At 55.6% G+C, this 24,120-nt stretch carries 17 protein-coding genes and 1 tRNA gene; 5 read left to right on the top strand and 13 right to left on the bottom strand.

Annotated elements, in window-relative coordinates; all coding sequences use genetic code 11:
- The first annotated feature begins 271 nt into the window (after window positions 1–271).
- Window positions 272–1,579, top strand: coding sequence for a phosphatidylglycerol lysyltransferase domain-containing protein (locus BJF95_RS06150; RefSeq protein ID WP_075638588.1), 1,308 nt, complete (start codon window positions 272–274; stop codon window positions 1,577–1,579).
- 6 nt (window positions 1,580–1,585) lie between these two features.
- On the opposite strand, the gene betA is transcribed toward BJF95_RS06150, so the two are convergent.
- The 5 genes from betA to betI all read right to left on the bottom strand — a co-directional run bounded on the left by betA (window position 1,586) and on the right by betI (window position 7,634).
- The gene (betA, locus tag BJF95_RS06145; protein WP_075638587.1) at window positions 1,586–3,235 is read right to left on the bottom strand and encodes a choline dehydrogenase; all 1,650 of its coding nucleotides are present in this window, start codon (window positions 3,233–3,235) and stop codon (window positions 1,586–1,588) included.
- A 167-nt stretch (window positions 3,236–3,402) separates the two neighbouring features.
- On the bottom strand, window positions 3,403–4,866 hold the full coding sequence (gene betB / locus BJF95_RS06140) for a betaine-aldehyde dehydrogenase (protein ID WP_075638874.1): 1,464 nt from the start codon (window positions 4,864–4,866) through the stop codon (window positions 3,403–3,405).
- A complete protein-coding gene (locus BJF95_RS06135) occupies window positions 4,866–5,507 on the bottom strand; it encodes a glutathione S-transferase family protein (RefSeq protein WP_075638586.1) in 642 nt (213 codons plus the stop codon). Before BJF95_RS06135 ends, betB begins: the two co-directional genes overlap by 1 nt.
- Window position 5,508: 1 nt before the next feature.
- Window positions 5,509–7,035, bottom strand: coding sequence for a choline-sulfatase (betC, locus tag BJF95_RS06130; RefSeq protein ID WP_075638585.1), 1,527 nt, complete (start codon window positions 7,033–7,035; stop codon window positions 5,509–5,511).
- Window positions 7,032–7,634, bottom strand: coding sequence for a transcriptional regulator BetI (betI, locus tag BJF95_RS06125; RefSeq protein WP_075638584.1), 603 nt, complete (start codon window positions 7,632–7,634; stop codon window positions 7,032–7,034). Before betI ends, betC begins: the two co-directional genes overlap by 4 nt.
- 213 nt (window positions 7,635–7,847) lie before the next feature.
- On the opposite strand from betI, the gene BJF95_RS06120 reads away from it, so the two are divergent.
- Window positions 7,848–9,665 carry a bifunctional diguanylate cyclase/phosphodiesterase gene (locus BJF95_RS06120; RefSeq protein ID WP_075638583.1) on the top strand — a complete coding sequence of 606 codons (1,818 nt, stop codon included), beginning with the start codon at window positions 7,848–7,850 and terminating at the stop codon, window positions 9,663–9,665.
- 2 nt (window positions 9,666–9,667) lie between these two features.
- On the opposite strand, the gene BJF95_RS06115 is transcribed toward BJF95_RS06120, so the two are convergent.
- Window positions 9,668–10,666: a DUF1963 domain-containing protein gene (locus tag BJF95_RS06115; RefSeq protein ID WP_175577214.1), complete on the bottom strand. Its 999-nt coding sequence runs from the start codon at window positions 10,664–10,666 to the stop codon at window positions 9,668–9,670.
- Between the two features lie 258 nt (window positions 10,667–10,924).
- Between BJF95_RS06115 and BJF95_RS06110 the strand changes: the two genes are divergently transcribed.
- Entirely contained in the window at window positions 10,925–11,929 is a 1,005-nt protein-coding gene (locus BJF95_RS06110) for an NAD(P)H-quinone oxidoreductase (protein WP_245297241.1), read from the top strand.
- 326 nt (window positions 11,930–12,255) lie between these two features.
- Entirely contained in the window at window positions 12,256–12,798 is a 543-nt protein-coding gene (locus BJF95_RS06105) for a P-loop nucleotide/nucleoside kinase family protein (protein ID WP_075638580.1), read from the top strand.
- Between the two features lie 67 nt (window positions 12,799–12,865).
- Here the strand turns inward: BJF95_RS06105 and BJF95_RS06100 are convergent, their stop codons facing one another.
- From BJF95_RS06100 to mnmA, 4 genes are all read right to left on the bottom strand, one after another.
- Window positions 12,866–13,441 (bottom strand): transglycosylase SLT domain-containing protein, encoded by a 576-nt coding sequence (locus BJF95_RS06100; protein ID WP_075638579.1) that lies wholly within the window; start codon window positions 13,439–13,441, stop codon window positions 12,866–12,868.
- 425 nt (window positions 13,442–13,866) lie between these two features.
- On the bottom strand, window positions 13,867–15,639 hold the full coding sequence (locus BJF95_RS06095; RefSeq protein ID WP_075638578.1) for a methyl-accepting chemotaxis protein: 1,773 nt from the start codon (window positions 15,637–15,639) through the stop codon (window positions 13,867–13,869).
- Window positions 15,640–16,077: 438 nt separating this feature from the next.
- Window positions 16,078–16,154, bottom strand: a tRNA-Met gene (locus tag BJF95_RS06090).
- Between the two features lie 289 nt (window positions 16,155–16,443).
- Complete coding sequence (mnmA, locus tag BJF95_RS06085; protein WP_075638873.1) at window positions 16,444–17,640, bottom strand: tRNA 2-thiouridine(34) synthase MnmA; 1,197 nt, start codon at window positions 17,638–17,640, stop codon at window positions 16,444–16,446.
- A 349-nt stretch (window positions 17,641–17,989) separates the two neighbouring features.
- Here mnmA and BJF95_RS24015 point away from each other — a divergent pair, with 349 nt between their 5' ends.
- Entirely contained in the window at window positions 17,990–20,110 is a 2,121-nt protein-coding gene (locus tag BJF95_RS24015) for a methyl-accepting chemotaxis protein (protein ID WP_175577213.1), read from the top strand.
- Window positions 20,111–20,223: 113 nt separating this feature from the next.
- Here BJF95_RS24015 and BJF95_RS06075 read toward each other — a convergent pair whose 3' ends face one another.
- From BJF95_RS06075 to BJF95_RS06065, 3 genes are all read right to left on the bottom strand, one after another.
- Window positions 20,224–21,801, bottom strand: a complete 1,578-nt coding sequence (locus tag BJF95_RS06075; RefSeq protein ID WP_075638576.1) for an FGGY-family carbohydrate kinase — start codon at window positions 21,799–21,801, stop codon at window positions 20,224–20,226.
- Window positions 21,802–21,856: 55 nt separating this feature from the next.
- Window positions 21,857–22,531, bottom strand: a complete 675-nt coding sequence (locus BJF95_RS06070) for an HAD family hydrolase (RefSeq protein ID WP_075638872.1) — start codon at window positions 22,529–22,531, stop codon at window positions 21,857–21,859.
- Between the two features lie 69 nt (window positions 22,532–22,600).
- Window positions 22,601–24,088 (bottom strand): mannitol dehydrogenase family protein, encoded by a 1,488-nt coding sequence (locus tag BJF95_RS06065; RefSeq protein ID WP_075638575.1) that lies wholly within the window; start codon window positions 24,086–24,088, stop codon window positions 22,601–22,603.
- Window positions 24,089–24,120: the final 32 nt, after the last annotated feature.

Genomic DNA, 24,120 nt, shown 5'->3' with positions numbered 1-24,120 from the left:
TCAATGAAACGATAACGCACATGCGACAAAACGGACGCTAAAGCATGCCGCATTGAAGCCTATGCACTGCGGCATGCTGTAGCTTATGCCCGTGCTCTAAGCACCTTGACACTGTGAATGCAAGCGCAAGCCTGCCATAAGCCAGTAAATGATATTTTATCCGCACACTTGCGCATTTTTAAAGGTCGGCTTCATCTCCTGTTTACGCGCGCGTGGCAGAACTCGTTTGATTTGATATTTCTAATATGTCTGGCGAAAGGTACGCTTGCCGATGGGTGATGTGGCGCGGATTCAGGATGTGCGCGGGGAAATGTCGCCCGCTAGACGATTGAAAGGCTTTGGGCAGCGTTTTGGCCAGCATCTGGATGTCAGCCCGCGTTATCTCCTCGGGACAGCTGCGCTTTTTTGGGCCGCGCTGGAGCTGGCGGCAGAGCCATTGGCGCAAGTGGGCCTTGCCTATCGCATCACCCACGGGCTGGGGCAGGGCGGTGCCATTGCGTTTTGCGCCATGGCTTTTGCAAGTCTCGGCTTATCCCGCTTGCATCGAACCATGGCGCAAGGGCCTGCGCGTCTTGTCCAAACCGGTGTGCCGCAAATCTGTGTGCAAAAGGCGCGTGATATTGTTGCGAGACAGGATGATGCCAGCGCCGGTCTTGTGGCTTTGGGCGATAAACACATCCTGTTTTCCGATTGCGGTCACGCATTCGTGATGTATGGCAGGCGTGGTCGCACCTGGATTGTGCTGTTTGATCCGGTGGGGCCGCAAACGCTCTGGCCTGCGCTGGTGATGAAAATGGTGCGCGAGGCCAAAGCCGCAGGCTGCCGAGTGGCGTTCTATCAGGTCTCGCCGGCATTTTTGCCCACCGCTGCTGATGCCGGTTTGCGGCTTTTCAAGCTGGGAGATCAGGCCGTAGTGGATCTGCCGGAGTTTGATCTCAAGGGCGGTGATTGGCTCAAATTGCGCCGCTCCATCAATCGCGCCGAGCGCGATGGGTTGGAGTTTTCGATTTTGCCACCCGCTGATGTGGCCGCGGTGATGGATGAACTGGCTTTGGTGTCTGATACATGGCTTGCCCATCACAATGCCGCCGAAAAAGGCTTTTCGCTGGGCACGTTTCAACGCGGTTATGTAACGTCGCATCCGGTGGCAATCATCCGAATGGATGGGCGCATTGTGGCGTTTGCCAATATCCTGACGACACAGACACGCGGCAGCGCCTTCATTGATCTCATGCGCCATCTGCCGGGCGTGCATCGCGGCGCGATGGATCTTTTGTTTGTGCGCATCATTCAATATCTGCAAGCCGAGGGATTTCAGCAGCTTAATCTGGGCATGGCACCTTTGTCAGGCCTGTCAGCGCGCAATTGCGCACCGCTGTGGCATCATCTGGGGCGCTTCATGTTCGAGCACGGGGAGCGGCTCTATAATTTCAAAGGGGTGCAAGCTTTCAAAGCCAAGTTCCATCCCGAATGGCAACCCCGCTATCTCGCCGTTGCCGATAAACGCCAGGCTCCACAGGCGATGATGGATACCGCCCTGCTGATTGGCGGCGGCCTTCGCGGCTTGGTGCGGCGGTGACTGGGCTTACCGATCACTTAACCGCCAAGTCGGATTGATCCAGGGTTCCTGATTGCTGCGTGGCAGCGGATCGCGACCGAGAATATGGTCGGAGGCCTTTTCGCCGGTCATGATCGAAGGGCCGTTCAGGTTGCCATAGGTGACATGCGGAAAGATCGATGAATCGGCCACCCGCAGGCCGTCTACGCCAATGACCTTGCAGGTCGGGTCCACCACTGCCATGGGGTCATCCACTCTGCCCATCTTGCAGGTGCCGCAGGGGTGATAGGCACCTTCCAGATGCTCGCGCAAAAAGGCGTCAATCTCGTCATCGCTTTGCACGCCGCTGCCGGGGGCAATCTCGTGATCGCGATAGGCATCAAAGGCTTTTTGCGCAAAGATCTCGCGGGTTATGCGCACTGCATGGCGGAACTTGATCCAGTCTTCCGCCTCACTCATATAGTTGAAGCGCAAGACCGGAGCATCTTTGACATCGGGTGAGCGCAAGGTGACGGAGCCACGGGATTTCGACATGTTGTAGCCGACATGGGCCTGAAAACCATGGCCTTCCGCCGATGATTTGCCATCATAGGACACGGCAATCGGCAGGAAGTGATATTGCAGGTCCGGCCATTTGATCCCTGCCGCCGAGCGGATAAAGGCCGCCGATTCAAACTGGTTGGAGGTGCCAAGGCCTTTCTTGAGGAACAGCCATTGCGCTCCCACCACGCCTTTCCAGAACCAGTTGTTTTTGGAATGCAGAGTGATCGGCAGTTTCGATTTGAACTGGTGGTAATATTCCAGATGGTCTTGCAGGTTCTGGCCAACGCCGGGGCGATCGGCCACCACCTCAATGCCCATCTCGCGCAGATGTGCGGCCGGGCCAATGCCGGAGAGCAGCAACAATTTTGGTGAGTTGAAGGCGGAAGCCGCAACAATCACTTCGCGGTTGGCGCGGATCACTTCGATCTTGCCGCCGATTTCCACTTCCACACCCACCGCACGCCTGCCTTCCAGCACGATCTTGCGGGCAAAACAGCGGATCAAGCGGCAATTGTCGCGCTTCAGCGCTGGTTTTAGATAGGCATTGGCCGTGGACCAGCGGCGACCTTGCCAGCTGGTTTGCTCCATCGGGCCAAAGCCCTCTTGTTTGCTGCCGTTGTAATCCTCGGTGACGGGAAAGCCCGCTTGCCTGCCGGCCTCAATAAAGGCCTGATAGAGTGGGTTTTTCGCTTCACCCCTGCGCACATGCAAAGGCCCATCGGTGCCGCGCCAGCCCTCTTCGCCGCCATGGGCGTTTTCCATGCGCTTGAAATAGGGCAGCACATCGGCATAGGCCCAGCCTTGCGCGCCCATCTCATCCCAACGGTTAAAATCCTCCGCATGGCCGCGCACATAGACCATGCCATTGATGGAGGACGAACCGCCCACCACCTTGCCACGTGGCGCGATCATGCGGCGGTTGTTGAGATGCGGCTCAGGCTCCGATAGATAGCCCCAATTGTAGCGATCCATATTCATCGGAAAGGCAAGTGCCGCGGGCATTTGCACAAAGGGGCCAATGTCCGAGCCACCGAACTCCAGCACAATCACCGTGTTCTTGCCGTCTTCTGACAGACGGTAAGCCATGGCAGACCCTGCCGAGCCGGAGCCGATGATGATGAAATCTGCCTGCATAAATAACCCTTTGCCGATCTCTGCCCACGCCTGAAACGAGGGGACGGGTTTCTGCCTGTTCTGACGTCATCCTCGGGTTTGACCCGAGGATCCACCTTTTAGTCTTCTGGTGTGGCCGTGGCCTGGATGCTCGGGTCAAGCCCGAGCATGACTGACTGCGGAAAACATCAGTAAGGTGCCTCACATTTGCCCATGCCGACATAGACCGTTTTCAACTCCGAATAATGCTCCAGCGCCGCCAGCGAGTTCTCGCGGCCAAAGCCGGATTGCTTTGAGCCGCCAAACGGCATTTCCACCGGGCAGAGGTTATAGGTGTTGATCCACAGCGTTCCGGCGTCCAGCTGATCCACCACGCGGTGGGCGCGGGTGATGTCGGCCGTGAACACGCCACCGGCCAGGCCAAATTCTGTATCATTGGCGCGGGCGATCACGTCTGCCTCGTCGTCAAAATCCAGCACGCACATCACGGGTCCAAAAATCTCTTCGCGGGCAATGGTCATGCCATCAGTGACATCGGCAAACACGGTGGGCTGAACAAACGCACCAGTTCCCGATGCGCTGTTGGGAATGCCGCCGCCGGTGATCAGCGTCGCGCCCTCAGCCTTGCCCTTATCGATATAGGACAGCACCTTTTCCCGCTGCGCCATAGACACCAGAGGCCCCATCTGGGTGGCCTCATCCTGCGGATCACCAATGATAATGGCTTCCGCGCGGGCCTTCAGGCGCTCAAGAAAGACCTGCTTGATGGCGGTGTGCACAAACACCCGCGTGCCGTTGGAGCAGACCTGACCGGTGGAATAGAAATTGGCCAGCATCGCGCCGGAAATAGCGCTGTCCACATCCGCATCATCAAACACGATCAGCGGTGATTTGCCGCCAAGCTCCATGGTGACATGCTTCAAATGGCCTGCTGCCGCAGCCGCGACTTTTCGCCCCGTTGGCACCGATCCAGTCAAAGACACCTTGGCTACATCGGGGTGATTGACCAGCAAAGGCCCGGTGTCCCGATCGCCCTGAATGACATTGAACACGCCTTTGGGTGCACCTGCCTCGATCAAAATCTCGGCAATTTTCAACGCGCCCAGCGGTGTCATTTCTGACGGCTTGAACACCATGGCATTGCCAGCCGCCAAGGCCGGGGCTGATTTCCAGCAGCAAATCTGCTGCGGATAATTCCAAGCACCTATGCCCACGCAGACGCCAAGAGGAACCCGTTTGGTATAGGCAAAATCATTGCCCAGCGGAATATGGCTGCCGTTCAACCCAGCAGCAGCAATCCCGCCAAAAAATTCAAAGCTATCCGCACCCGATGTCGGATCGGCCACAATGGTTTCCTGTATCGGCTTGCCGGTATCCAGCGTTTCCAGCTCGGAGAGTTCGCGGTTGCGCACGCGCATGATCTCTGCTGCTTTTTTCAACACTCGACCACGCGCGGTGGGCGAAAGGGCTGCCCATTCCTTCTGCGCCCGTTTGGCCGAGGCAATGGCCTTTTCCACAATGGCAGGGGTTGCGGCATGCAGTTTGGCAATCACCTCGCCGGTGGCGGGATAGATGCTCTCAATCACCGTGCCTGCGGTATCTTCGACGTATTCGCCATCAATGAAGTGGGAAGCTTTGGGTTGGGCTTTCATCATAAAACTCTCAATTCTTCGTAAGACACCATCACGTGCTCGCGAAACGCGGTGCGCGTGGTCAGGTTTTGATAATAGCGTTGAAGGGCAGGGCGCTCAGGGCGGGTGATGTCGATGTCGAAATAGCGAAACAAGACATGGCCAAATTGAATGTCAGCGAGGGTTAAATTGTCGCCAGCCAGATAGGTGTGCTTTGCCAGTCGTTGTTCAGCAATATCCAGCTTTGCGCCCAGCACGCCCATGGCTTTTGCAATGGCGGCGGGATCGCGATCTTTCGGCGCAGTGCGCACCACACGCCAGAAGATCGGCGCGGTAAACTCTTGGGCAATATTCACTTTTGACCATTCCGCCCACATGTCCACACGGGTGCGCCCCGCCAGATCATCCGGCCAGAATGGGGACGATGCATAGCGGCTGGCGAGGTAGCGAAGGATCGCGCCTGTCTCAAACAGAAAGTCACCATCGCCATCTTGCAAAACCGGCACGGTGCCATTTGGGTTCATCGCCAGAAATTCGGGCGTGTCATTGCCTCCATAGCGATGGCCAACATCATGGCGCACATGGTCGAGACCAAGTTCGCCAACGCACCACATCAGCGCTTGCACATTGGAAGATGTTTTCCGGCCCCATATTGTCAGCATTTCACTCTCCCCTCGGATAGCGTTTGCTGTCTTCCAGCACGTTCAAATCCATATGGTTGCGCATGTAACGCTCGGATGCCTTTTGCAGCGGCTGATGATCCCATGGATAGTAAGCGCCGTTGCGCAGCGCTTCATAGACCACCCAGCGCCGCGCCTGACTTTCGCGCACCGACGCATCATAGCGGGCCATGTCCCAGCGGGCTTCGCGCTTGGCTGTGAAATCGGCCAGAACATCGGCATAGGCCGGGTTGTCTGCCAGATTGGTCAGCTCCTGCGGATCCGCGTCGAGGTCAAACAATTGGTCGGGGTCGAGAGCGCAATGCACATATTTCCACTGACCCTCACGCATGCAGACCATAGGCGCGTAGGAGCCTTCGGCGGCATATTCCATCAGCACGGGTGCTGCGCGGGTCTCGCCACCGATTATGCCGGTCAGGCTCATGCCATCGGTCCAGGGCATCACCTCATCCATGGAGATGCCTGCCAGATCGCACAGCGTTGGTGTCACATCGAGGTTGGAGGTGGGCGTTTGATGCAGGCCGGGGGCAATGCCGGGGCCAGCCACCATCAAAGGCACGCGGGCTGATCCTTCATAGAAATTCATCTTGAACCACAATCCCCGCTCACCCAGCATATCGCCGTGGTCGGAGCAGAACAGGATATGGGTATTGTCTAGCATCCGTGTGCGGGTCAGCGTGTCGATCAGCGCGCCAACCTTGTCGTCGATGTAGGAAATATTGGCGAAATAGGCGCGGCGCGAGCGGCGGATGTCCTCTTCGGTGACATTGAAATTGTCATAGTCACAGGCATGGATCAGCCGTTTGGAATGGGGGTCCTGATCCTTCAGCGGGCCAACCTCGGGCAGAAGATGGGTGCAATCCTCATAAAGATCCCAGTATTTCTTGCGCGCCACATAAGGATCATGCGGATGGGTGAAGGACACGGTCAGGCACCAGGGACGGCGGTTTACGTCATCGTTTTCGCGGGCCAGATGGTAAAGCTTTTGCTCGGCCAGAAAGGCCACTTCATCATCATATTCCATCTGGTTGGTAATTTCGGCTACACCTGCACCCGTCACCGAGCCGAGATTGTGATACCACCAGTCAATCCGCTCGCCGGGCTTGCGATAATCCGGTGTCCAGCCAAAATCGGCGGGGTAGATGTCGGTGGTCAGCCGCTCTTCAAAGCCGTGCAATTGATCCGGCCCCACGAAATGCATCTTGCCTGACAGTGCGGTGTAATAACCGGCACGGCGCAAATGATGGGCGTAAGTCGGAATGGAGGAGACATATTCCGCCGCATTGTCATAAACCTGCGTGCGGCTGGGCAATTGCCCCGCCATGAAGGATGCGCGCGCAGGCGCACAGAGCGGCGAGGAGGTGTAATTGTTTTGAAACCGCGCTGAGCGGGCCGCAAGCGCTTTCAGATGTGGCGCATGCAGCCAGTCTGCCGGACCGTCGGGAAACAGCGTTCCGTTCAGTTGGTCCACCATGATGATGAGAATATTGGGCTTGGTCGCGGTACTCATAGGGTGGCGGCTCCAGATTCTGCGCTGTGGAGTTGGCGGGTCACATAATCTTCCACCAGTGCCACGGAAGCTTCAATGGACAAGGGTGCTGCCCGCAGGCTTTGGCGAATATACAGCCCGTCAATCATCGCCGCTGTGCCCTCGGCAATGCGCTCGGCATCAACAGGTGGGGTCAGCGAGGTGAGGGCATGCATCAGGTTGGAGCGCAGCCTGCGGGCATAAATCAGCAGCAGGCGGCGCGTGGCATCAGACCGCTGGGCTTCTGAGTAAAAGGCAAGCCAGGCCGCTACTGTATCGGGCGCAAATTGATCAGCCTGAAAACTCACGTGGATGATAGCGGAAATGCGCTCAACCGGGGTTCTTGCCTTTGTGAGAGCCGCAACGGTGTCTATGTGCAATTGCCGCAGCAAAGAGCGGATGGTCTCGATCAGCAATTGCTCCTTGCTGCCAAAATAATGATGGGCAAGGGCAGGAGACACGCCTGCGTTGCGGGCAATCTGCGACATGGTGACCGTCAGCGAGCCGTGCAGGCCAATGGTTTTCAGCGCGGCATCCACCAACGCTTTCTTTCTCAGAGGCTCCATTCCCAATTTCGGCATTGCTTTTCCTTGGGCTTTTCCTGGTTGATAAATGACAGTTTATTTTTAATTGACTCATCAATCAATAAAAACATCACCACACATGTCTGATTTTCTCGCCCGCATCACCCCAACTGCACAAATGTCACAAAAGTTTCATCTGCCATAAAGACTTCCTTCAAGGATTCCGGGTCAGCGTCGGATCAGACTTTATCAATTTGAGGCGAACAGGTTATGGCAGTGAGCTTGGCTGCGGATGTGGGCGGGGTACGTCGTTTTGCCAGCGATCAATTGCTCACCCTGGCAAAAGTTGTGGTTGAAAATGCGCTTCAGCCGATTGTCGAGGTGCAGACGGGAGTGGTGTTTGGGTATGAAAGCTTGATGCGTGGTCAGGAGCGCATCGGGTTTGACACGCCACTGGATATTCTGGATCAGGCCGAGGCGGTCGGCCAGCTTTTGCCACTGGAGCAAATGGTGGCCAGCCGGGCTTTGGCCAAGTTTGCAACACTGCCCGATCATGCCGCCTTCACGCTGTTTATCAATCTTGATGTGCGGCTTATTCCCCATGGTGATGCCATGGTGGATAGTTTGCTGGCCCATTTGAAAGCGGCGCGCATTGCGCCATCATCCGTTTGTTTCGAGCTGTCCGAGCGGTTTGACAACACCAATGTGCCGGAGTTTGCCAGCCTTGTAAACCGGCTGCGCAGGGCAGGCTTCAAACTCGCCATCGACGATTTTGGCGTTGGCCATGCCGAAATGAAGCTCTTGTGCGATTACCCGATTGATTACCTCAAAATCGACCGCCATTTCGTGGCCGGTGTGGATGGCAACCCGCGCAAGCGCCATCTGGTCAAGAATATTGTCCAGATCGCCCATGTGCTGGGGGTGCGGGTGATTGCCGAAGGCATTGAAACCGAGGGCGAATTTGTCGCCTGTCGTGAACTGGGCGTGGATTTGGTGCAAGGCTGGCTGATTGCCAAGCCAACCACTCATCTGGCCGAGCTTTTGCCGGCCTATCCGCATTTGCGCGAGGTGGGGCAATCACGGCGCAGCAGCCAGTCGCTGGATGAAATCCTCATCCGCAAACAGATCGAGCGCCTGCCAACGGTTTATGAAAATGACACGATTGAAAGCGTGTTTGATCTGTTTCGGCGCAATCCGCGCCAGTCGTTTTTTCCGGTGCTGAACGCCAATGGCGAGCCGCGCGGCATTATTCACGAGATCCACCTGAAGGAATATATCTATCAGCCGTTTGGCCGTGATCTTTTGAAAAACAAGGTCTATGAGCGCACCATCTCGCATTTTGTCGACCGCGCCCCGGTGGTGGGGCTGGATGCCGACGCCGACCGGTTGATGGCGATTTTTGCCAATACCGAGGGCAGCGATTGCGTGCTTTTGACCGAAAACATGCGCTATGCCGGGGTGATTTCGGCATCCTCCCTGATCCGTATCATCAATGAGAAGCAGCTGAAAAGCGCGCAGGAGCAAAACCCGCTGACCGGGCTTCCGGGCAATCGCGCCATCCGCGATTTCATGCAGGATGCGGGCCGCGACAGTGATGGTTTTCGCCATTTCTGCTATTGCGATTTCGACAATTTCAAACCCTTCAACGACCATTACGGCTTTCATCTTGGCGACCATGCCATCTCGCTGTTTGCCGCCCTAATGCGGCGCTATTTCTTTGCCGATGGTGTGTTTCTTGGCCATGTCGGCGGCGATGACTTTTTCATTGGCCTCAGTGATTGGACCAGTGATGAGCTGACCGAAATTCTCGATCGGCTTTTGTCGGACTTCCACGGCGATGTCACCGAGCTTTATTCCCCGGAAGATCGGGCATCGGGACGCATTCGCGGCGAGGATCGCCACGGCATAACCCGTGATTTTGCCCTGATGCGCTGCTCTATCGGCGTGCTGGAATTGCCGACCGGTCTGGTGATTGATGATGTCAGCCGCCTGTCATCCGAAATTGCCGCGATCAAGAAGTATGCCAAGGAAAGCCAATCGGGCCTGCATATTTCAAGGTTTCGCGAGCTGGGCCAAGCGGAGGTTTGAGGTCAATCGGTTTGATAAATGAAGACAGCTTTTGAAAAATCACGGCTTTTCAAATCACTCCGGCGGATCATCACGAGGTAAATACCATTGAAGTCATTGATTGGGCTGTCGTAATCGGTAAGCTCAATCAATGTCACCCAATTCTCGATTGGTCCGGGAAGTTTGGTGATTTCGGAGATGAAATTGTCGCCGCTCAATTTGCCCATGCCAGCGTCCGATGTGCCAAGATCAATGGCGGGATCATATTGTATCAGGTAAGGCCAGCCGCCAAGCTGGCCGCCGATTGAGGGTATATAGGTGTTTTTCTCCAACCAGTCTTCGTGTGGCGGTTGTCTGGGATAGCTGTAACGAACCATCATCGGATAACTTGATGAACTGGGCAATGTGTAGCTGAAGGCTGGATCAATGACCGCCGAGGACAATTGATTGCGGTATTCTGCCAACGTGTCATAGAGCGGAAAGCCCATGTCCGGCGGCGGCTGGCGGACAAGATGCGCGAATGGTGCTTGCGAATATATCAACCGGAAACCACCACCATCAACTCCCTCTGCATACCAAGGCTTGAACACGAAATCATAAAACAGATAGAAATGGCCTGTTGTGGGGAAATCCGCATCCATTTTGCCCTTTTTGGTGCATTCGGCCAGATCCAGTTGCAGCAGGAAAGCCAAGGGGGCTGACCTGTTGGCAAGGATTGTTTTCGCATCAATTTCCTTGCGCAAAGGCTCGCTCGGATATTTTTTAACGGCTTTTAGAAGGCCATCGACCTCGCTCTTCCCGGCACTTGATGGACCACGCATCGGCCAAGCCATGCTCTTGGGCAGATCTGGGGCACCGCCAATCTTGCTGCTCCCGACAGGAATGGCATCATCCGGTGTGTTTTTCGTCACAAACTGCACAGAGGGTGCTGCAAACGAGAGCAACATTTTACGGTTGATCGTGTTGATATTGCCGGCGGCCAAAGACTGGTCAAGCGCATCCAATGTTGGAAAAAGGGGCATGGTTGCAACGCTCCCTTCTGAGGCAATTGTCGGGAAAGGGCGCACAAGGCAGAGGCTGGCAACGCCCGCCAAAAAATGACGTCTTGCAATAGAACATCGTCGAAAACGGGTCTCAGGCTTGTTCATCAATGGCTGCCTTTTGCGCGTTGAACAGGTCTTCACAATCACTTTTATCAATGCTGCGACGATCGGACTTCTTTCTTTTTCCGGTCACCCTCCCTAACTAAGACAGGCATTTAAAAAACAAAGGGGCTCTCCGTGTCGTTGCCAACAACCATGCGCTATATTGATGTTTCTTCCCCCGGTGGGCCTGATGTGATGCGCGTAGTCGATGGCCCGCTGCCACTCGTGCGCGCTGGCGAAGTGCTGGTGAAGGTTGAGGCCGTTGGCATCAACCGGCCGGATGTGGCGCAACGGCAGGGCAGCTATCCGCCACCAAAAGACGCAAGCCCGGTGATGGGGCTGGAAGTGGCGGGCACCGTTGCAGCGGTGGGCGAGGGCGTGCAGGACTTTGCCATTGGCGATAAGGTGTGCGGTCTGGCCAATGGCGGCGGCTATGCCGAATATTGCCTCCTGCCGGTGGGGCAGACCTTGCCCTGGCCAAAGGGCTATGACGCCATCAAGGCGGCGGCGGTGCCGGAAACCTTCTTCACCGTATGGGCCAATCTGTTTCAAATGGCGGGGGTGACGGAAGGTGAGACCGTGCTGATCCATGGCGGAACTTCAGGCATTGGCACCACCGCCATCCAGCTTGCCAAGGCCTTTGGTGCAGATGTGTTTACCACCGCTGGCTCTGCGGACAAATGCGCGGCTTGCGAAAAGCTGGGAGCCAAACGCGCCATCAATTACAAAAATGAGGATTTTGCCGCCGTCATCAAGGCAGAGACCGATGGCAAAGGTGTCGATGTCATTCTTGATATGATTGGCGCTGCTTATTTTGAGAAGAATATCGCATCGCTCGCCAAAGACGGCTGCCTCTCCATCATTGCCTTTCTGGGTGGGGCCGTGGCGGAAAAGGTCAATCTTGGCCCGATCATGGTCAAGCGTCTGACGGTGACCGGCTCCACCATGCGCCCGCGCACCGCCGAAGAAAAACGCGCCATCCGCGATGATCTCTTGTCCGAGGTCTGGCCGCTGTTGGAGCAGGGCACGGTGGCACCGGTTATTCACGCGGTGCTGCCCTTCGAGCAGGTGGCGGAGGCGCATCGGCAGATGGAAGAGAGCAACCACATTGGCAAGATTGTGCTGACGCTGCAGGGATAAATACCGGTATTTGATCAATCACTCAACAATGCGCTATTTTATTTTTCGTGCCTTGCGAAGCAGCCATTTGTCACCTACCTTCAGTTTAACGTCAACAAACAGAAAGGAAGGTGATCCAATGTCTAATGAGATTTCGATCTGCGTAGAAGGCTTTGGAATGGTGATGAACGGAAAGGGGCAGCCCTCGGTCTGAACACACCTTCCTTACGGATGAGCCTTTGCTCTCCGGGCCACTATGGCTAGGTCAAACTCATGGAAAGGGTCGCGCGAGCGACCCTTTTTTGTGTCTTGTGGATGGTGGCGCTGTAAACGGAAGGTCATGACACATGCTCATTATTTTTGGTGGTCTTCCAGGCACTGGAAAAACAACCACGGCTCGTGCCTTGGCGCGAGAATTGGGCGCGGTCCATATTCGCGTTGATACCGTTGAGCAAAATATACGAGCCTCCGGGATGTTGAGATCTGAGGTTGGCCCCGCAGGATATCTGGTCTCTTATGGGGTTGCGCGTGACAATCTGATGATCGGTAACATGGTGATCGCGGATTCTGTCAATTCCTTAAACGTGACGCGAGACGCATGGCGATCGGTGGCAGTTCAATTGTCGGTGCCATTCTTTGAAGTCGAGGTTATTTGTTCTGACCAGGATGAGCATCGCCGAAGAGTGGAAACGCGGGTCACGGACATTGAGGGGTTGAAACAACCGAGCTGGGAAGACGTGACTGCCAGACATTATGATGCCAGACATTATGATGATTGGGGGCAAGGCCCTTTCATTCTCGACACTGCGAAGCAGAGCGTGGAGCAATCAGTCAATGAATTGATATCAAAGCTTGCGCTTATCAGACGTCAACCGCCCTCGGGCTTTTGATGCAGCAGATTTAAAGCGGTACAGTGTCCTTTGTGCGCCATATGTGGCGCACAAAGGACACTGTATGTCACGGGCAGCGCCGCAACTGATCGGCATAGATGCTGGCAATGGCGGCAAAGCGCTTGGCGCCGGCCAAGGCCTCGGGTCTTGAGCGATAAGCACCCCGTTGATAGCCAACCTGTCCTGAGTGATAGGCCAGATAGATATTATAGGGCTGCGAATAGGGGATGCCGTTACGCAGGTGGCTTTGGTAGTGATACCAGCCAATGAAGCGAACCGCGTCGGCGAAATTGTTGCGGCGGGCAAAATAGCGTCCGGTTTCGCGCTGGTAGCGCTCCCAGGTGCCGTCCAGGGCTTGAGAATAGCCGTAAGCTGTCGACACACGCTTCCATGGGATGAAACCAAGAATATAGCGGCGTGGTGGTCTTGCCCGCGCTCTGAAGCTTGATTCCGTGTAAATTGTTGCCATCAGGATAGGCACCGGCACGCCGTATTCGCGCTCGACAGAACGCGTGGCTCGCTTCCAGTTTTCAAACATGCCATCACGCTGGTCAAAAATCGCGCAGGCATTGCGGATTTGACTTGGCGGTCGGGCACAGCTTCCCAAAGCCAGCAACAGGGCGATGATGAGGAATTTACGCATAACAAACTTACCTCTTCTATCAGTAGGCAGTTTATTCGCTAAAATTTAACGAAAAGTTTTGATTTTGTTTACGACTGCATAATTCGCACCCCTGTGCGCAAAAAGAGTAATAATCCAGTAAATTGAAGCTGTTAGGCCTGATTTTGGCGTGCTTTTCAGCCCGAGAAAAGCACGTTTCTGCTCAGATGGTTGTGGATTTCGTACGGTTCTTAAAATTATGCAGGGGCCAAGTCGATCACGACAATACAGCGCCGTGCGCCATTTATGGCGCACAAAGGCTCAAAGTAGCTCTTTATTTTTGTTGCATAATTTCATCTTTAAACCGATTCCGGTTTAAAGAATTATGCAATAGCGGCGGTGATTGTTCATCACCGCCGCTGTAAGGGTCTATCGGGATCTCTTGCTGTCAGCCTTCACCAATTGGCTTAGAACTCGCTCCAGCCTTCCGATTGGGCGGGCGCACCCACCGAGCGGGCAACTTTTGCCATCATGCTGCGGGCAGGAGAGCTTGTTGCTCTGTGGGTGGCATTGGCCACAGCCAATTGCCGGGGAGCGGCTGCATTGCCCAGACGGAATTTTTCAATCAGTTCACGCAGGCGGGCGGTTTCCTGTGCGAGGCTCGCGCTGGCGGCATTGGTTTCTTCCACCATGGCCGCGTTTTGCTGGGTGACCTGATCCATCTGGTTGACCGCCGAATTGACTTCGGACAGCCCCGTGGCCTGCTCGCGGGCCGAGCTGGTAATGGCTTCCATATGCTCGTTCACAGCCACAATATTCTGCTGAATGGTGCGCAGGGCATCGCCGGTTTCGCTCACCAGTTTCACGCCGGTGCTGACCTCGTTGGAAGAATTGCGGATGAGCTCCTTGATTTCCTTGGCGGCTTGTGCCGATCTTTGCGCCAGTTCACGCACTTCCTGCGCGACAACGGCAAAGCCTTTGCCTGCCTCGCCCGCGCGGGCGGCCTCAACGCCGGCGTTCAGCGCCAGAAGATTGGTCTGGAAGGCGATTTCATCAATCACACCAATGATATTGGAAATCTGATTGGAAGAGCTTTCGATGCGCGACATTGCGCCCACAGCATCATCAACCACTTTACCAGACCGCAGGGCGTTTTCGCTGGCCGTGGCGGCCGCATGGCGGGCTTCGTCTGCGCGCTTGGAGGCGTTGGACACGTTGACGGTGATCTGGTCAAGCGCTGCCGCTGTTTCTTCAAGCGAGGCGGCTTGCTGTTCGGTCCGCTTGGACAGGTCTTCGGCACTCTGGCTGATTTCGCGCGTGCCATTGTCAATCTGCCCGGTCGAGTGGGCGACTGAACCGAGCGTGTTGCGCATCTGTGTCAGGGCTTCATTCATCGTGCGGCGCAAGCCTTCAAAGTCCGGCGCAAACGGTGTATCCAGCGTAAACGAAAGATCGCCATCCGCAAGGCGGGTCAAGGCGCTGCCAATCGCATTGACGGCGTTCACCCGCTCTGTGACATCGGTTGCGAATTTGACGACCTTGGTGACCTTGCCGTTGCTATCCAGAATCGGATTGTAAGCGGCATTGATCACCACCACCTTGCCGTTTTTGCCATAGCGGGTAAATTCGGCAGATTGCACTTCACCGCGGCGCAGCGCGTCCCAAAACTGTCGGTACTCTGGTGATTTGGCATAGTCCTGGTTCACCAACATGCTGTGATTGCGGCCCTTGATTTCGTCCAGACGATAATCAATGGCTTTGAGGAAGTTTTCGTTGGCGGTTACGATTTCACCGTCGGTGGTGAACTCAATAATCCCTTGCGAACGGCTGATGGCGGCCATCTGTGCCTGATAGTCAAGGTTTTGCAGGCGTTCTTTGGCGTTTGCCCATTCAACCACAAAACCTGTTGTTTTGCCGCCGTCCAGCAGTGGTGTCACGATCAGGTCAAAGGCGCGGTGCCCAACCCAGATTGTGGCCTTGTGCTGTGTTTTCAGTGCCGCCAGCAAATTGCGCTGGTGCGACGGGGTTTTGTGAAAAATATCAATATTGCTGCCAATCAGCTTGCTGAATTCAAAGCGCGGAAGCTCTTTCTTGAGGTCCGATTCAGCCTCCTTCAGCAGATCCATCACGGCTTTATTCATATACCGGATGTTCAAATCTGGATCTGAGATCATTATGTTGGCGGTGATCACCTTCAAAGAATCGGTTTGCATGCGTGAAACACGGGACTGGCCAAACATATATTATCGCCTCCTAGCGACGAGTTATAAACCGAGGCTAAACTTTGCCTCAAATCATGTCAGGCGTGCACGTACGTTCACTTTGGTTGAAGGCATAAGCTATCCGAAGTTCCGGCAGAGTACGAAGCTGAACACTCAATAATTTAGAAAATATATATTGAAAAATTCTAAATAATCTCGTCGTTACCCGTCATTTTGAGGGGGAATTTCGAATATTTTTGATACAAAATACCACTTTTATGGAGAAAAATCAGCGACTTCTCTTATTGCGTGTCTGAGCAGCATTCGGAGACCAGGCTTCAGCCAGCTTGGATAATCAAATGACCGGATGAAGAGATGTTGGATAACAGTGTACCGTTTGCGAAAACAGCTGCGCTCTGTATAGAATATCGTGCGACAATCGCCACACTTATCTCAATACGATTGATTTTTGGGAAATGGTAGCGGGGGGCGGACTTGAACCGCCGACCTTGGGGTTATGAATCCCACGCTCTAACCACCTGAGCTACCCCGCCACACATCGCGATAGAGCTTTGAAAACAAAGCCGCTGTAAGCGATGGGCGGCTTATAGTTCGAGCATCACGGCAAAGTCAAGCGCTCAAAAAGGAAAAATGAAAAATTTGTAACAGGCTTCATAAAAACAAAGAGTTAGCTCGAAATTGGATTTGTTCGATCAGGGTGCACAACGCGCTTGTTTCTTGCCGATTTCCCAGTTTGAAAAGCGATAGACAGAGGTGCCGCACGGCAAAATGGCAGATCAAAATGGCAGATCAAATTGTGTCGCGCTGGCAGTTGGTCGCCGCTCACGCGGCGACTGTGCTTTGCAGCAAGGCGGTCAGGGCGATCTGGGCATCAGCGCTGCGCTCTGATCGTTCAATAAAGCCACCGCCATAGACGCGGGCATCAGCGCCCGGTGCGGAATAAAGCACGCAGGCCTGCCCCGGTGCCACGCCCGCTTCTCCATCTTCAAGATCCACATAAATACCGCTGTCGTCGGCATAAAGCGTAGCGGGCGTAGGAGGGCGGGTGGAGCGCACTTTGGCAAAACAGGCAAGGCCGCCTGCGGCCTCTTCGGTAATTGAATAATCGCCCAGCCAATTGATGTCTCGCAGGTAAACGCGGCGGGTTTCCAGCGCTTCCTTTGGCCCAACGATCACACGGCGCGAGCGGGCATCGAGATAGACCACATAGAGCGGATCGCCAGTGGCAACGCCCAAGCCTTTGCGCTGGCCGATGGTGTAATGCAAAATACCATCATGCTGACCCAAAACCCGACCGTCGAGATGGACAATATCGCCCGCCAAAGCTGAATTTGGCTTCAGCTTGGTGATGATGTCGGCATATTTGCCCTGCGGTACAAAACAGATGTCCTGACTATCGGCCTTTTGCGCCACCACCAGACCCATGTCCTTGGCCAATTCGCGGGTTTCAGCCTTGGAAAGACCGCCGAGAGGAAAGCGCAGGTAATCGATCTGTTCCTGGGTTGTCGCAAACAGAAAATAGCTCTGATCGCGCTCACTATCAATTGGGCGAAACAGGGCGCGATGGCCGGGATCATTGGGCAAAGGCATGGCTTTGGAACGGATATAATGGCCGGTGGCCAGCGCATCGGCTCCCAATTCCTTGGCCGTCGCCAGCAGATCGGCAAACTTCACAGTCTGATTGCAGGCCACGCAGGGAATGGGCGTTTCACCGGCAATATAGCTTTCCATGAACGGGTTGATCACGGTATCGCGAAACCGCTGCTCATAATCCAGCACATAATGGGGAATGCCCAGCGTTTCGCACACGCGCCGTGCATCATCAATGTCCTGGCCCGCACAGCAGGAGCCTGCGCGATGAACGGCGGCTCCATGATCGTAAAGCTGAAGCGTAATGCCCAGCACATCATAGCCTTCGCGTTTCAAAATCCCGGCCACAACGGAGCTATCGACGCCGCCTGACATGGCAACGACAATGCGTGTATCTTCCGGTCTCTTGTCAAAATCCAGCGTGTTCACGGGGCTTACATCTCTTAAAACGTGCGAGAAGACCGCGATGATGTTCATCGTGAGGGCCAATGCATGATCGAGGCATGGCACCTTGTCTCATCCGGTCTGTTAGGGATGGATATAGAAAGGATTGGGCGCTGATGCAAGGCCGGTGCGCTTCAGGCCTGACGTGCCGGCATTTTTGAGCGCCTTTCGAAGCATAAAATTTACATTAGATTAGGTAAATATTAAATCGCTCTCGCATAGGCTGTACTTCTGGCTAGATTTGTGAGGATGAAACATGCATTGGCTGGTGAATATCGCCATTAGTAAGAGAATTTTGATCGCGCTTGCACTCCCTCTGCTGGCGGTCACATTTATGGCTTTTGAAAAAGTAATTGATGTGGTGAGAATAGATGCGCAAATGACGCAGGTGGTCGCCGAGGCCGATGCTTTGAAAAGCTTGAGTGATGCGGCACACGTTCTTCAGGTTGAGCGCGGTTTGACCGCAGGCTTTATGGGCTCCAAGGGCAAGATGAACGGGCCTGAATTGCAAAAAGCCCGCCCGGCAGCCGATCGTGCCGCGGATGCGCTGAAATCACTCGCGCCAACCATGAACGCTCTGAAAGATCAAGACACCACCGCCCGCTTTTCTGCCTTGCTCGAAAAACTCGGCACACTGCAAAGCGTCCGCCAGTCTGTTGATAGCTTGAGTGTTTCGGGGGCCGATGCCTTTGGCTTTTACACATCCTCCATCGCACAAATCCTTGATCTTGCCAGAGATCTGCCCTTTGAGGGCGTCGATGCAGGCCTTCTTCGTCGTATCACTGGGGTGGAATTGCTGTTTCGTGCCAAGGAATCGGCGGGCCAGGAACGCGGCATGGGCAATGGCTTTATTGCGGGCGGAAAAATGGTGCCGGAGCGCTTCATGAGTTTTCTGGAGATGGCAGGGGCGCAAGAGGCGTCGCTCAAGGCATTTCTTGCCTTGGAGGCACCGGAGGATGCGAAAGCGATTGGCGCAAAGCTTGCCGCCGTATCACGCGATGTCATGGATATGCGCGGGCGTATTTTGGCCGGTGGAGCCTCCGCCGATCTGTCTGCGCTGGATGCCAAAAGCTGGTTTGCGGCAACAACGGCGCGCATCAACGCCATGAAGGAGGCTGAGGGGCATATCCTGACGCAGATTTCCACCATTGCCACAACAAAAGCTGCATATGCGGAAACAACCCTGATCTGGCTTTGCACCTCCTTTGTGGTGGTGGGATTGATGATTGTTTCTCTGTGCCTTTACATGGCCGGCACGGTTGTGCGCCCGCTCAAGGCCTTGACGGCCGCCATGCAGCGGCTGGCCGGCGGCGATACGGCCATAGCGGTTGCATCAGAGCGCAAGGATGAGATCGGCGATATGCAGCGCGCGGTTGATGTGTTTCGCAAGGCAGCCATCCGCAATAGCGAATTGGAAGCCGAGGCCGAGCAAGCGCGCCAGCGCAGTGAAAGCGAACGCGCCGAAATACAGCGTCGCGCAGAAGAAGAGGCCGAGCGTCTGTTGCTTCAGGCCACAGGCACTCTGGCCACGGCGCTTCAAAGCCTGTCAACCGGCAACATGACCTGCGAGATCGAACAGCCTTTGGCTCCGCGCTTTGAACAGTTGAGGCATGATTTCAACCACTCGGTCAGGACGCTGCGGGAAACCTTGCAGCAGGTTGGGCAGTCTGTCTCGGCGGTGGATGGCGGCGCACAGGAAATTTCGTCAGCCTCGGATGATCTGTCGCGGCGCACGGAACGGCAGGCAGCATCGCTGGAAGAAACGGCGGCGGCACTTGATCAAATCACCACCAATGTTGTCTCCACATCCAAGCGCACGGAAGAAGCACGCCAAATCGCTCGTACCGCCAGCCTTCGGGCTGAAAAATCCGGCGTTGTTGTCGATGATGCCATTTCGGCCATGGAGCGCATTGAGCAATCCGCCAGCCAGATCAGCAATATCATTGTGGTGATTGATGAAATTGCCTTCCAGACCAATCTTCTGGCCCTGAACGCAGGCGTCGAGGCAGCACGGGCCGGGGAGGCAGGAAAGGGCTTTGCGGTTGTGGCGCAGGAAGTCCGCGAGTTGGCGCAGCGCTCGGCCAAGGCGGCCAAAGAGATCAACGCCCTGATCCAGAATTCGACAGTCGCGGTCAAGGATGGCGTCAAGCTGGTTGGCGAAACCGGCCATGGATTGAAAGACATTGGTGAGCTGGTGCAGGCCTTTGCCCAGCATATGGATGCAATCACATCTGCCGCCTCAGAACAATCGCACGGCCTGTCGCATATCAACGCCTCGATCAACACAATGGACCAGACCACCCAGCAAAATGCGGCCATGGTAGAGGAAATGACGGCAGCGGGCGTGGGCCTTGCCCGCGAAAGCACCAGCCTGCAACAGATGATTTCCGGCTTCCAGCTTGATCGTCGCGATGCTTCTTTGAGGGGTGATGCGAGAAGGCTCTCTGCGGCGTAAGGTATTTTATAGTCACCAGAGTTTGTCAGGGAAAAGTGGAACCCAGTTTGCCACAAAGACAAGCGAAAACAAAGGCGTTTAGACGGCGTCTGGTTCAATCTCAACCTGACAGACTAAAGGCTGTTCAATTCCGCCCGGTGGCGCTGCATGGCGAGAAAACGGCGGTAATCGCGCTCAAAACTGTTACCTGAGTTTGCGCCGGGCGCAATTACCCGGCCCTTTGCTGCCATTGCGGTGCCTGCCGCCACAAGGCTCGGGTAAAGCCCGGCTGCGGTTGCAGCATTGATGGCGGTGCCCACCAGCACGGCGTCGGTCTCATCGGCCACCACCAGTTCGCAGCCGGTGGCATCGCGATAGAGCTCCACCAACAGCGGATTTTTAACATGGCCTCCGGTGAGATGCAGCCGCGTAGGGCCGCGCTGATCGACAATCAAACCTTCCAGAATCTGGCGTAGGCCAAGCGCAATACTGACGCAGGCGCGCCAATAGATACGGCATAAACCATCGAAACTGGCATCCAGCGTTAGCCCGCTGATGGTACCGGTCAGGCCTGGATCGGCAAAGGGCGAGCGATTGCCGTGAAAATCGGGCAGAATATTGATTTTATTGCCAAAAGAAGCGCCTTCCTGGGCGCGCAATTCCAAAATGCGCTGAATGACCCGGCGATGGTTGTCGATGCTCGGTTCGCCACCGTGCGCATGGGTGCGCAGCAGATGGTTGAGCAAAGCACCGGTGGCGGATTGGCCCGCCTCGATCAGCCACATATCGGGTAAAATGGCCTCGAAATAAGGCCCCCAGATGCTATAGCCGTGGTACGGCTTTTTATTGAGGGCAATCAGGCAGCTTGATGTGCCGCCAATCAGCGCAATCGGCTGGCTATCGGGATGGGTGAGATCGGCAGCCCCCAAAACCCCAAGCGCGCCCGCATAAGCATCCACCATGCCAGCCGCCACCGCAATGCCCGCCTCCAGCCCCAAAGCGTTGGCGCCCTCCTGTGACAGCGGGCCAATGCTATGTCCAACGCTGACCGCCTCATCGGGAAGACGGGCGCGAAAAATCAGATCATCGAGGCCGACGTCGGCCAGGAAATCCTTTTGCCATCCGGGCTTTGTGTGGCCAAAGAAGCTCCATTTGGAGGTGAGGGTGCAGAGCGAGCGGGCGGTGTTGCCGGTGGCTCTCCAGGTGAGAAAGTCAGCCAGATCAAAAGCATAGCCAAGTCTGGCCCAGAGGTCTGGCCGATGACCTTTGAGCCACATAAGCTTGGGAATTTCCGCCTCTGGCGACATGGCTCGGCCATGGTGGATGAGTACGGGATGGTCAAGCTCCGAGCATTCGGCCGCTTCAGCGGTTGCACGGTGATCCAGCCAGGCGATGGTATCAAAGCGCTGGCCGTCTTGCTCACGAAGGCAGAGCGGCTCACCCTCTGTGTCGCGCAACACCAGCGAGCAGGTGGCATCAAAGCCAATGGCGGCAATCGAGGAGGGGGCAATGGCAGCCTGACGCAGGGCGGCTTTCACGGCAATGCAGCAGGCATTCCAGATTTCTTCCGAGCTATGTTCGCCCTGCTCATCACTGGGCCGCGACAAGGTAATGGGGTGTTCGCAGCGCGCCAGCAAGCGCCCCGTGCTGGAGACAACGCCAGCGCGGGCACTGCCGGTGCCAACATCCACCGAAATGACGTGATCTCTCATGCTTTTGTATGCCCGCCCCAAGTCTTGTGTGTGAGTCCTGCGCTTATCCTCATGCTCACGTCACAAGGTGTATCAATTCCGCCATGGCGTCAAACCGGGCGTGGGGGTTCTGAGCGGCAATTCTGCTTTCATAAACCGCGCCATGGGCATGGCCGCCACCGGTGAAGGCAAGGGCGGTCATGTTTGCGGCGCGGGCGGCGGCAAGACCTGCGGGGCTGTCTTCCACCACCACGCAATGGTGGGCGGGGGTGGACATTTTCTCAGAGGCGTAGAGAAACAGATCGGGGGCGGGCTTGCCGTTTTTGACCATGGTTGCGCTGAAAATATGCGGGGCAAAACGATCAATCAATCCGGTGACGCCCAAAGACAGGGCAATGCGATCTGGCTGGCTGGATGAGGCCACACACCAGTTGATGCCTGCTTTTTCCAGATCATCCAGGGCTTGGTGCAGGCCCGCAATCGGCTTTAAATCCTGCCGGAAGCGTTCATAGAGATGGCTGCGCAGGCCGTTCAGAAACGTCTCGCCAATGGCGAAAGAAAATTCCTGGCGGGCAGCCTCGACCACCGTTGCCATGCTGCGACCCAGGAAATGGCGATAGACATAATCTGCATCAATCGCCACACCTGCCTTTTCAAACTCGGCCACCATGACCTCAACCGAAATCGGCTCGCTATCGACCAGCACGCCGTCACAATCGAAAATCACCAGCTTGGTGGCCGGGTCATGCATCATCACATTCCTTTGCAGCATTTCCAGCAAAAGTGGGAACCGGTTTTGCGTCCGGAAATGCGTTGATAGTTAAGCCGATGCCAAGCTGCCATCCACGTAGCTTTGCAGGGTTTGTGCTGTGCCATGGGTGCGAAGGTGTGAGAGTGCTTTTGCAAAGCGCTGCCTAAACACCTCATTTTGCCCCACAGTGCCAAAAATATCGTCCAGCGACAGGAATAGCAGTGGATCTTGCCGGGATGCAATGGCCGTTTTTTGCAAACGCTCGCTACTGGCATCATTGAACACAATCGGCTTGCCGCTATCGGATGTGCCCTCAAAATAATGGCACCACAGAGCAGACACCAGCGCCAACCCGGTTACATCCAGCCCCTTGGCAAGACGGTCTGCCGTGGAGGGCAAAATGAATTTGGGCTGACGGTTGGAGCCATCTTGAGCCAGGCGCAGAATGGTGTCGCCGATTTTGGGGTTGGAGAAGCGGTTCTCGATCAGCGTTGCATAATCCTGCAGGCTGGTGTTGGGAACAGGCGGAACAACCGGGATAATTTCATCATGGGTCAGCTTGGCCAGAAACGCCCGGATCAGCGGATTTTCCATGGCTTCATGCACGAAGTGAATATCCATCAGCGCTGCCGGATAGGCAATGGCTGCATGGCCGCCATTGAGAATGCGCAGTTTCATCAGTTCATAAGGGGCGACATCCTCCACAAAGGTGACACCAACCTCTTCAAAGGCGGGACGACCGAGCGGGAATTTATCCTCCAGCACCCATTGCTTGAACTCTTCGCAAAACACCGGCCATGCATCATCGATGCCGTAAGTATCGCGGGTGATGTCAATCTCGCGCGGGCCGGTGGCAGGGGTAATGCGATCCACCATCGAGTTGGGGAAGGCGACGTGGTGGTGAATCCAATCGGCAAAATCGGGGTCAGACAATTTGGCAAGGCCGATGATGGTGGCTTCCGTGACCTCGCCATTGCCGGGGATGTTGTCGCAACACATCACGGTGAAGGGCGGGATGTTGGCGTTACGGCGCGCCTTAAGCCCTGCGATGATCAGGCCGAACACGGTTTTGGGCTGGGTGGGGTTTTCGGCGTCCGCAACAATGGCCGGGTGCTTGGGGTCGAAATGGCCGGTGGCGGGATCGATAAAATAGCCGCCTTCGGTGATGGTCATGGAGACGATGCGGATAGCGGGATCAGCCAGCTTGGCAATGATGCCATCAAAATCCGGTGCCGCGATCATATCCACCATCGGACCGGTGACGGTGGCAGCACTTTTGCTCACATCCTGCTCCACCACGGTGGTCAGATAGTCTTGCGCCGCCAGCTTTTCCTTCATCTTGGCGTCAGATGGCAAAACACCTGCACCGACAATGGCGAAGTCGAGGTCTTTGCCGAGGTTGAATAGCTCATGCAGGTACACCGCCTGATGGGCGCGATGGAAATTACCAACGCCGAAATGGACGATGCCGGGGGTGAGTGCATCGCGGGTGTAGGTGGGGATCGCGGCCTTTGAGGCTGCGTCTTTCAGGGAGGAAAGGGAGAGTTTTATGGTCATTGGGTTATGTCCTGAATGAATTTCGGGAAATG

It is taken from the genome of Rhizobium oryziradicis (assembly GCF_001939045.1).
Lineage (GTDB): Bacteria > Pseudomonadota > Alphaproteobacteria > Rhizobiales > Rhizobiaceae > Allorhizobium > Allorhizobium oryziradicis.
Note: the sequence above shows the minus strand (reverse complement) of the source record. Positions and strands in the feature narration are given on the sequence as shown.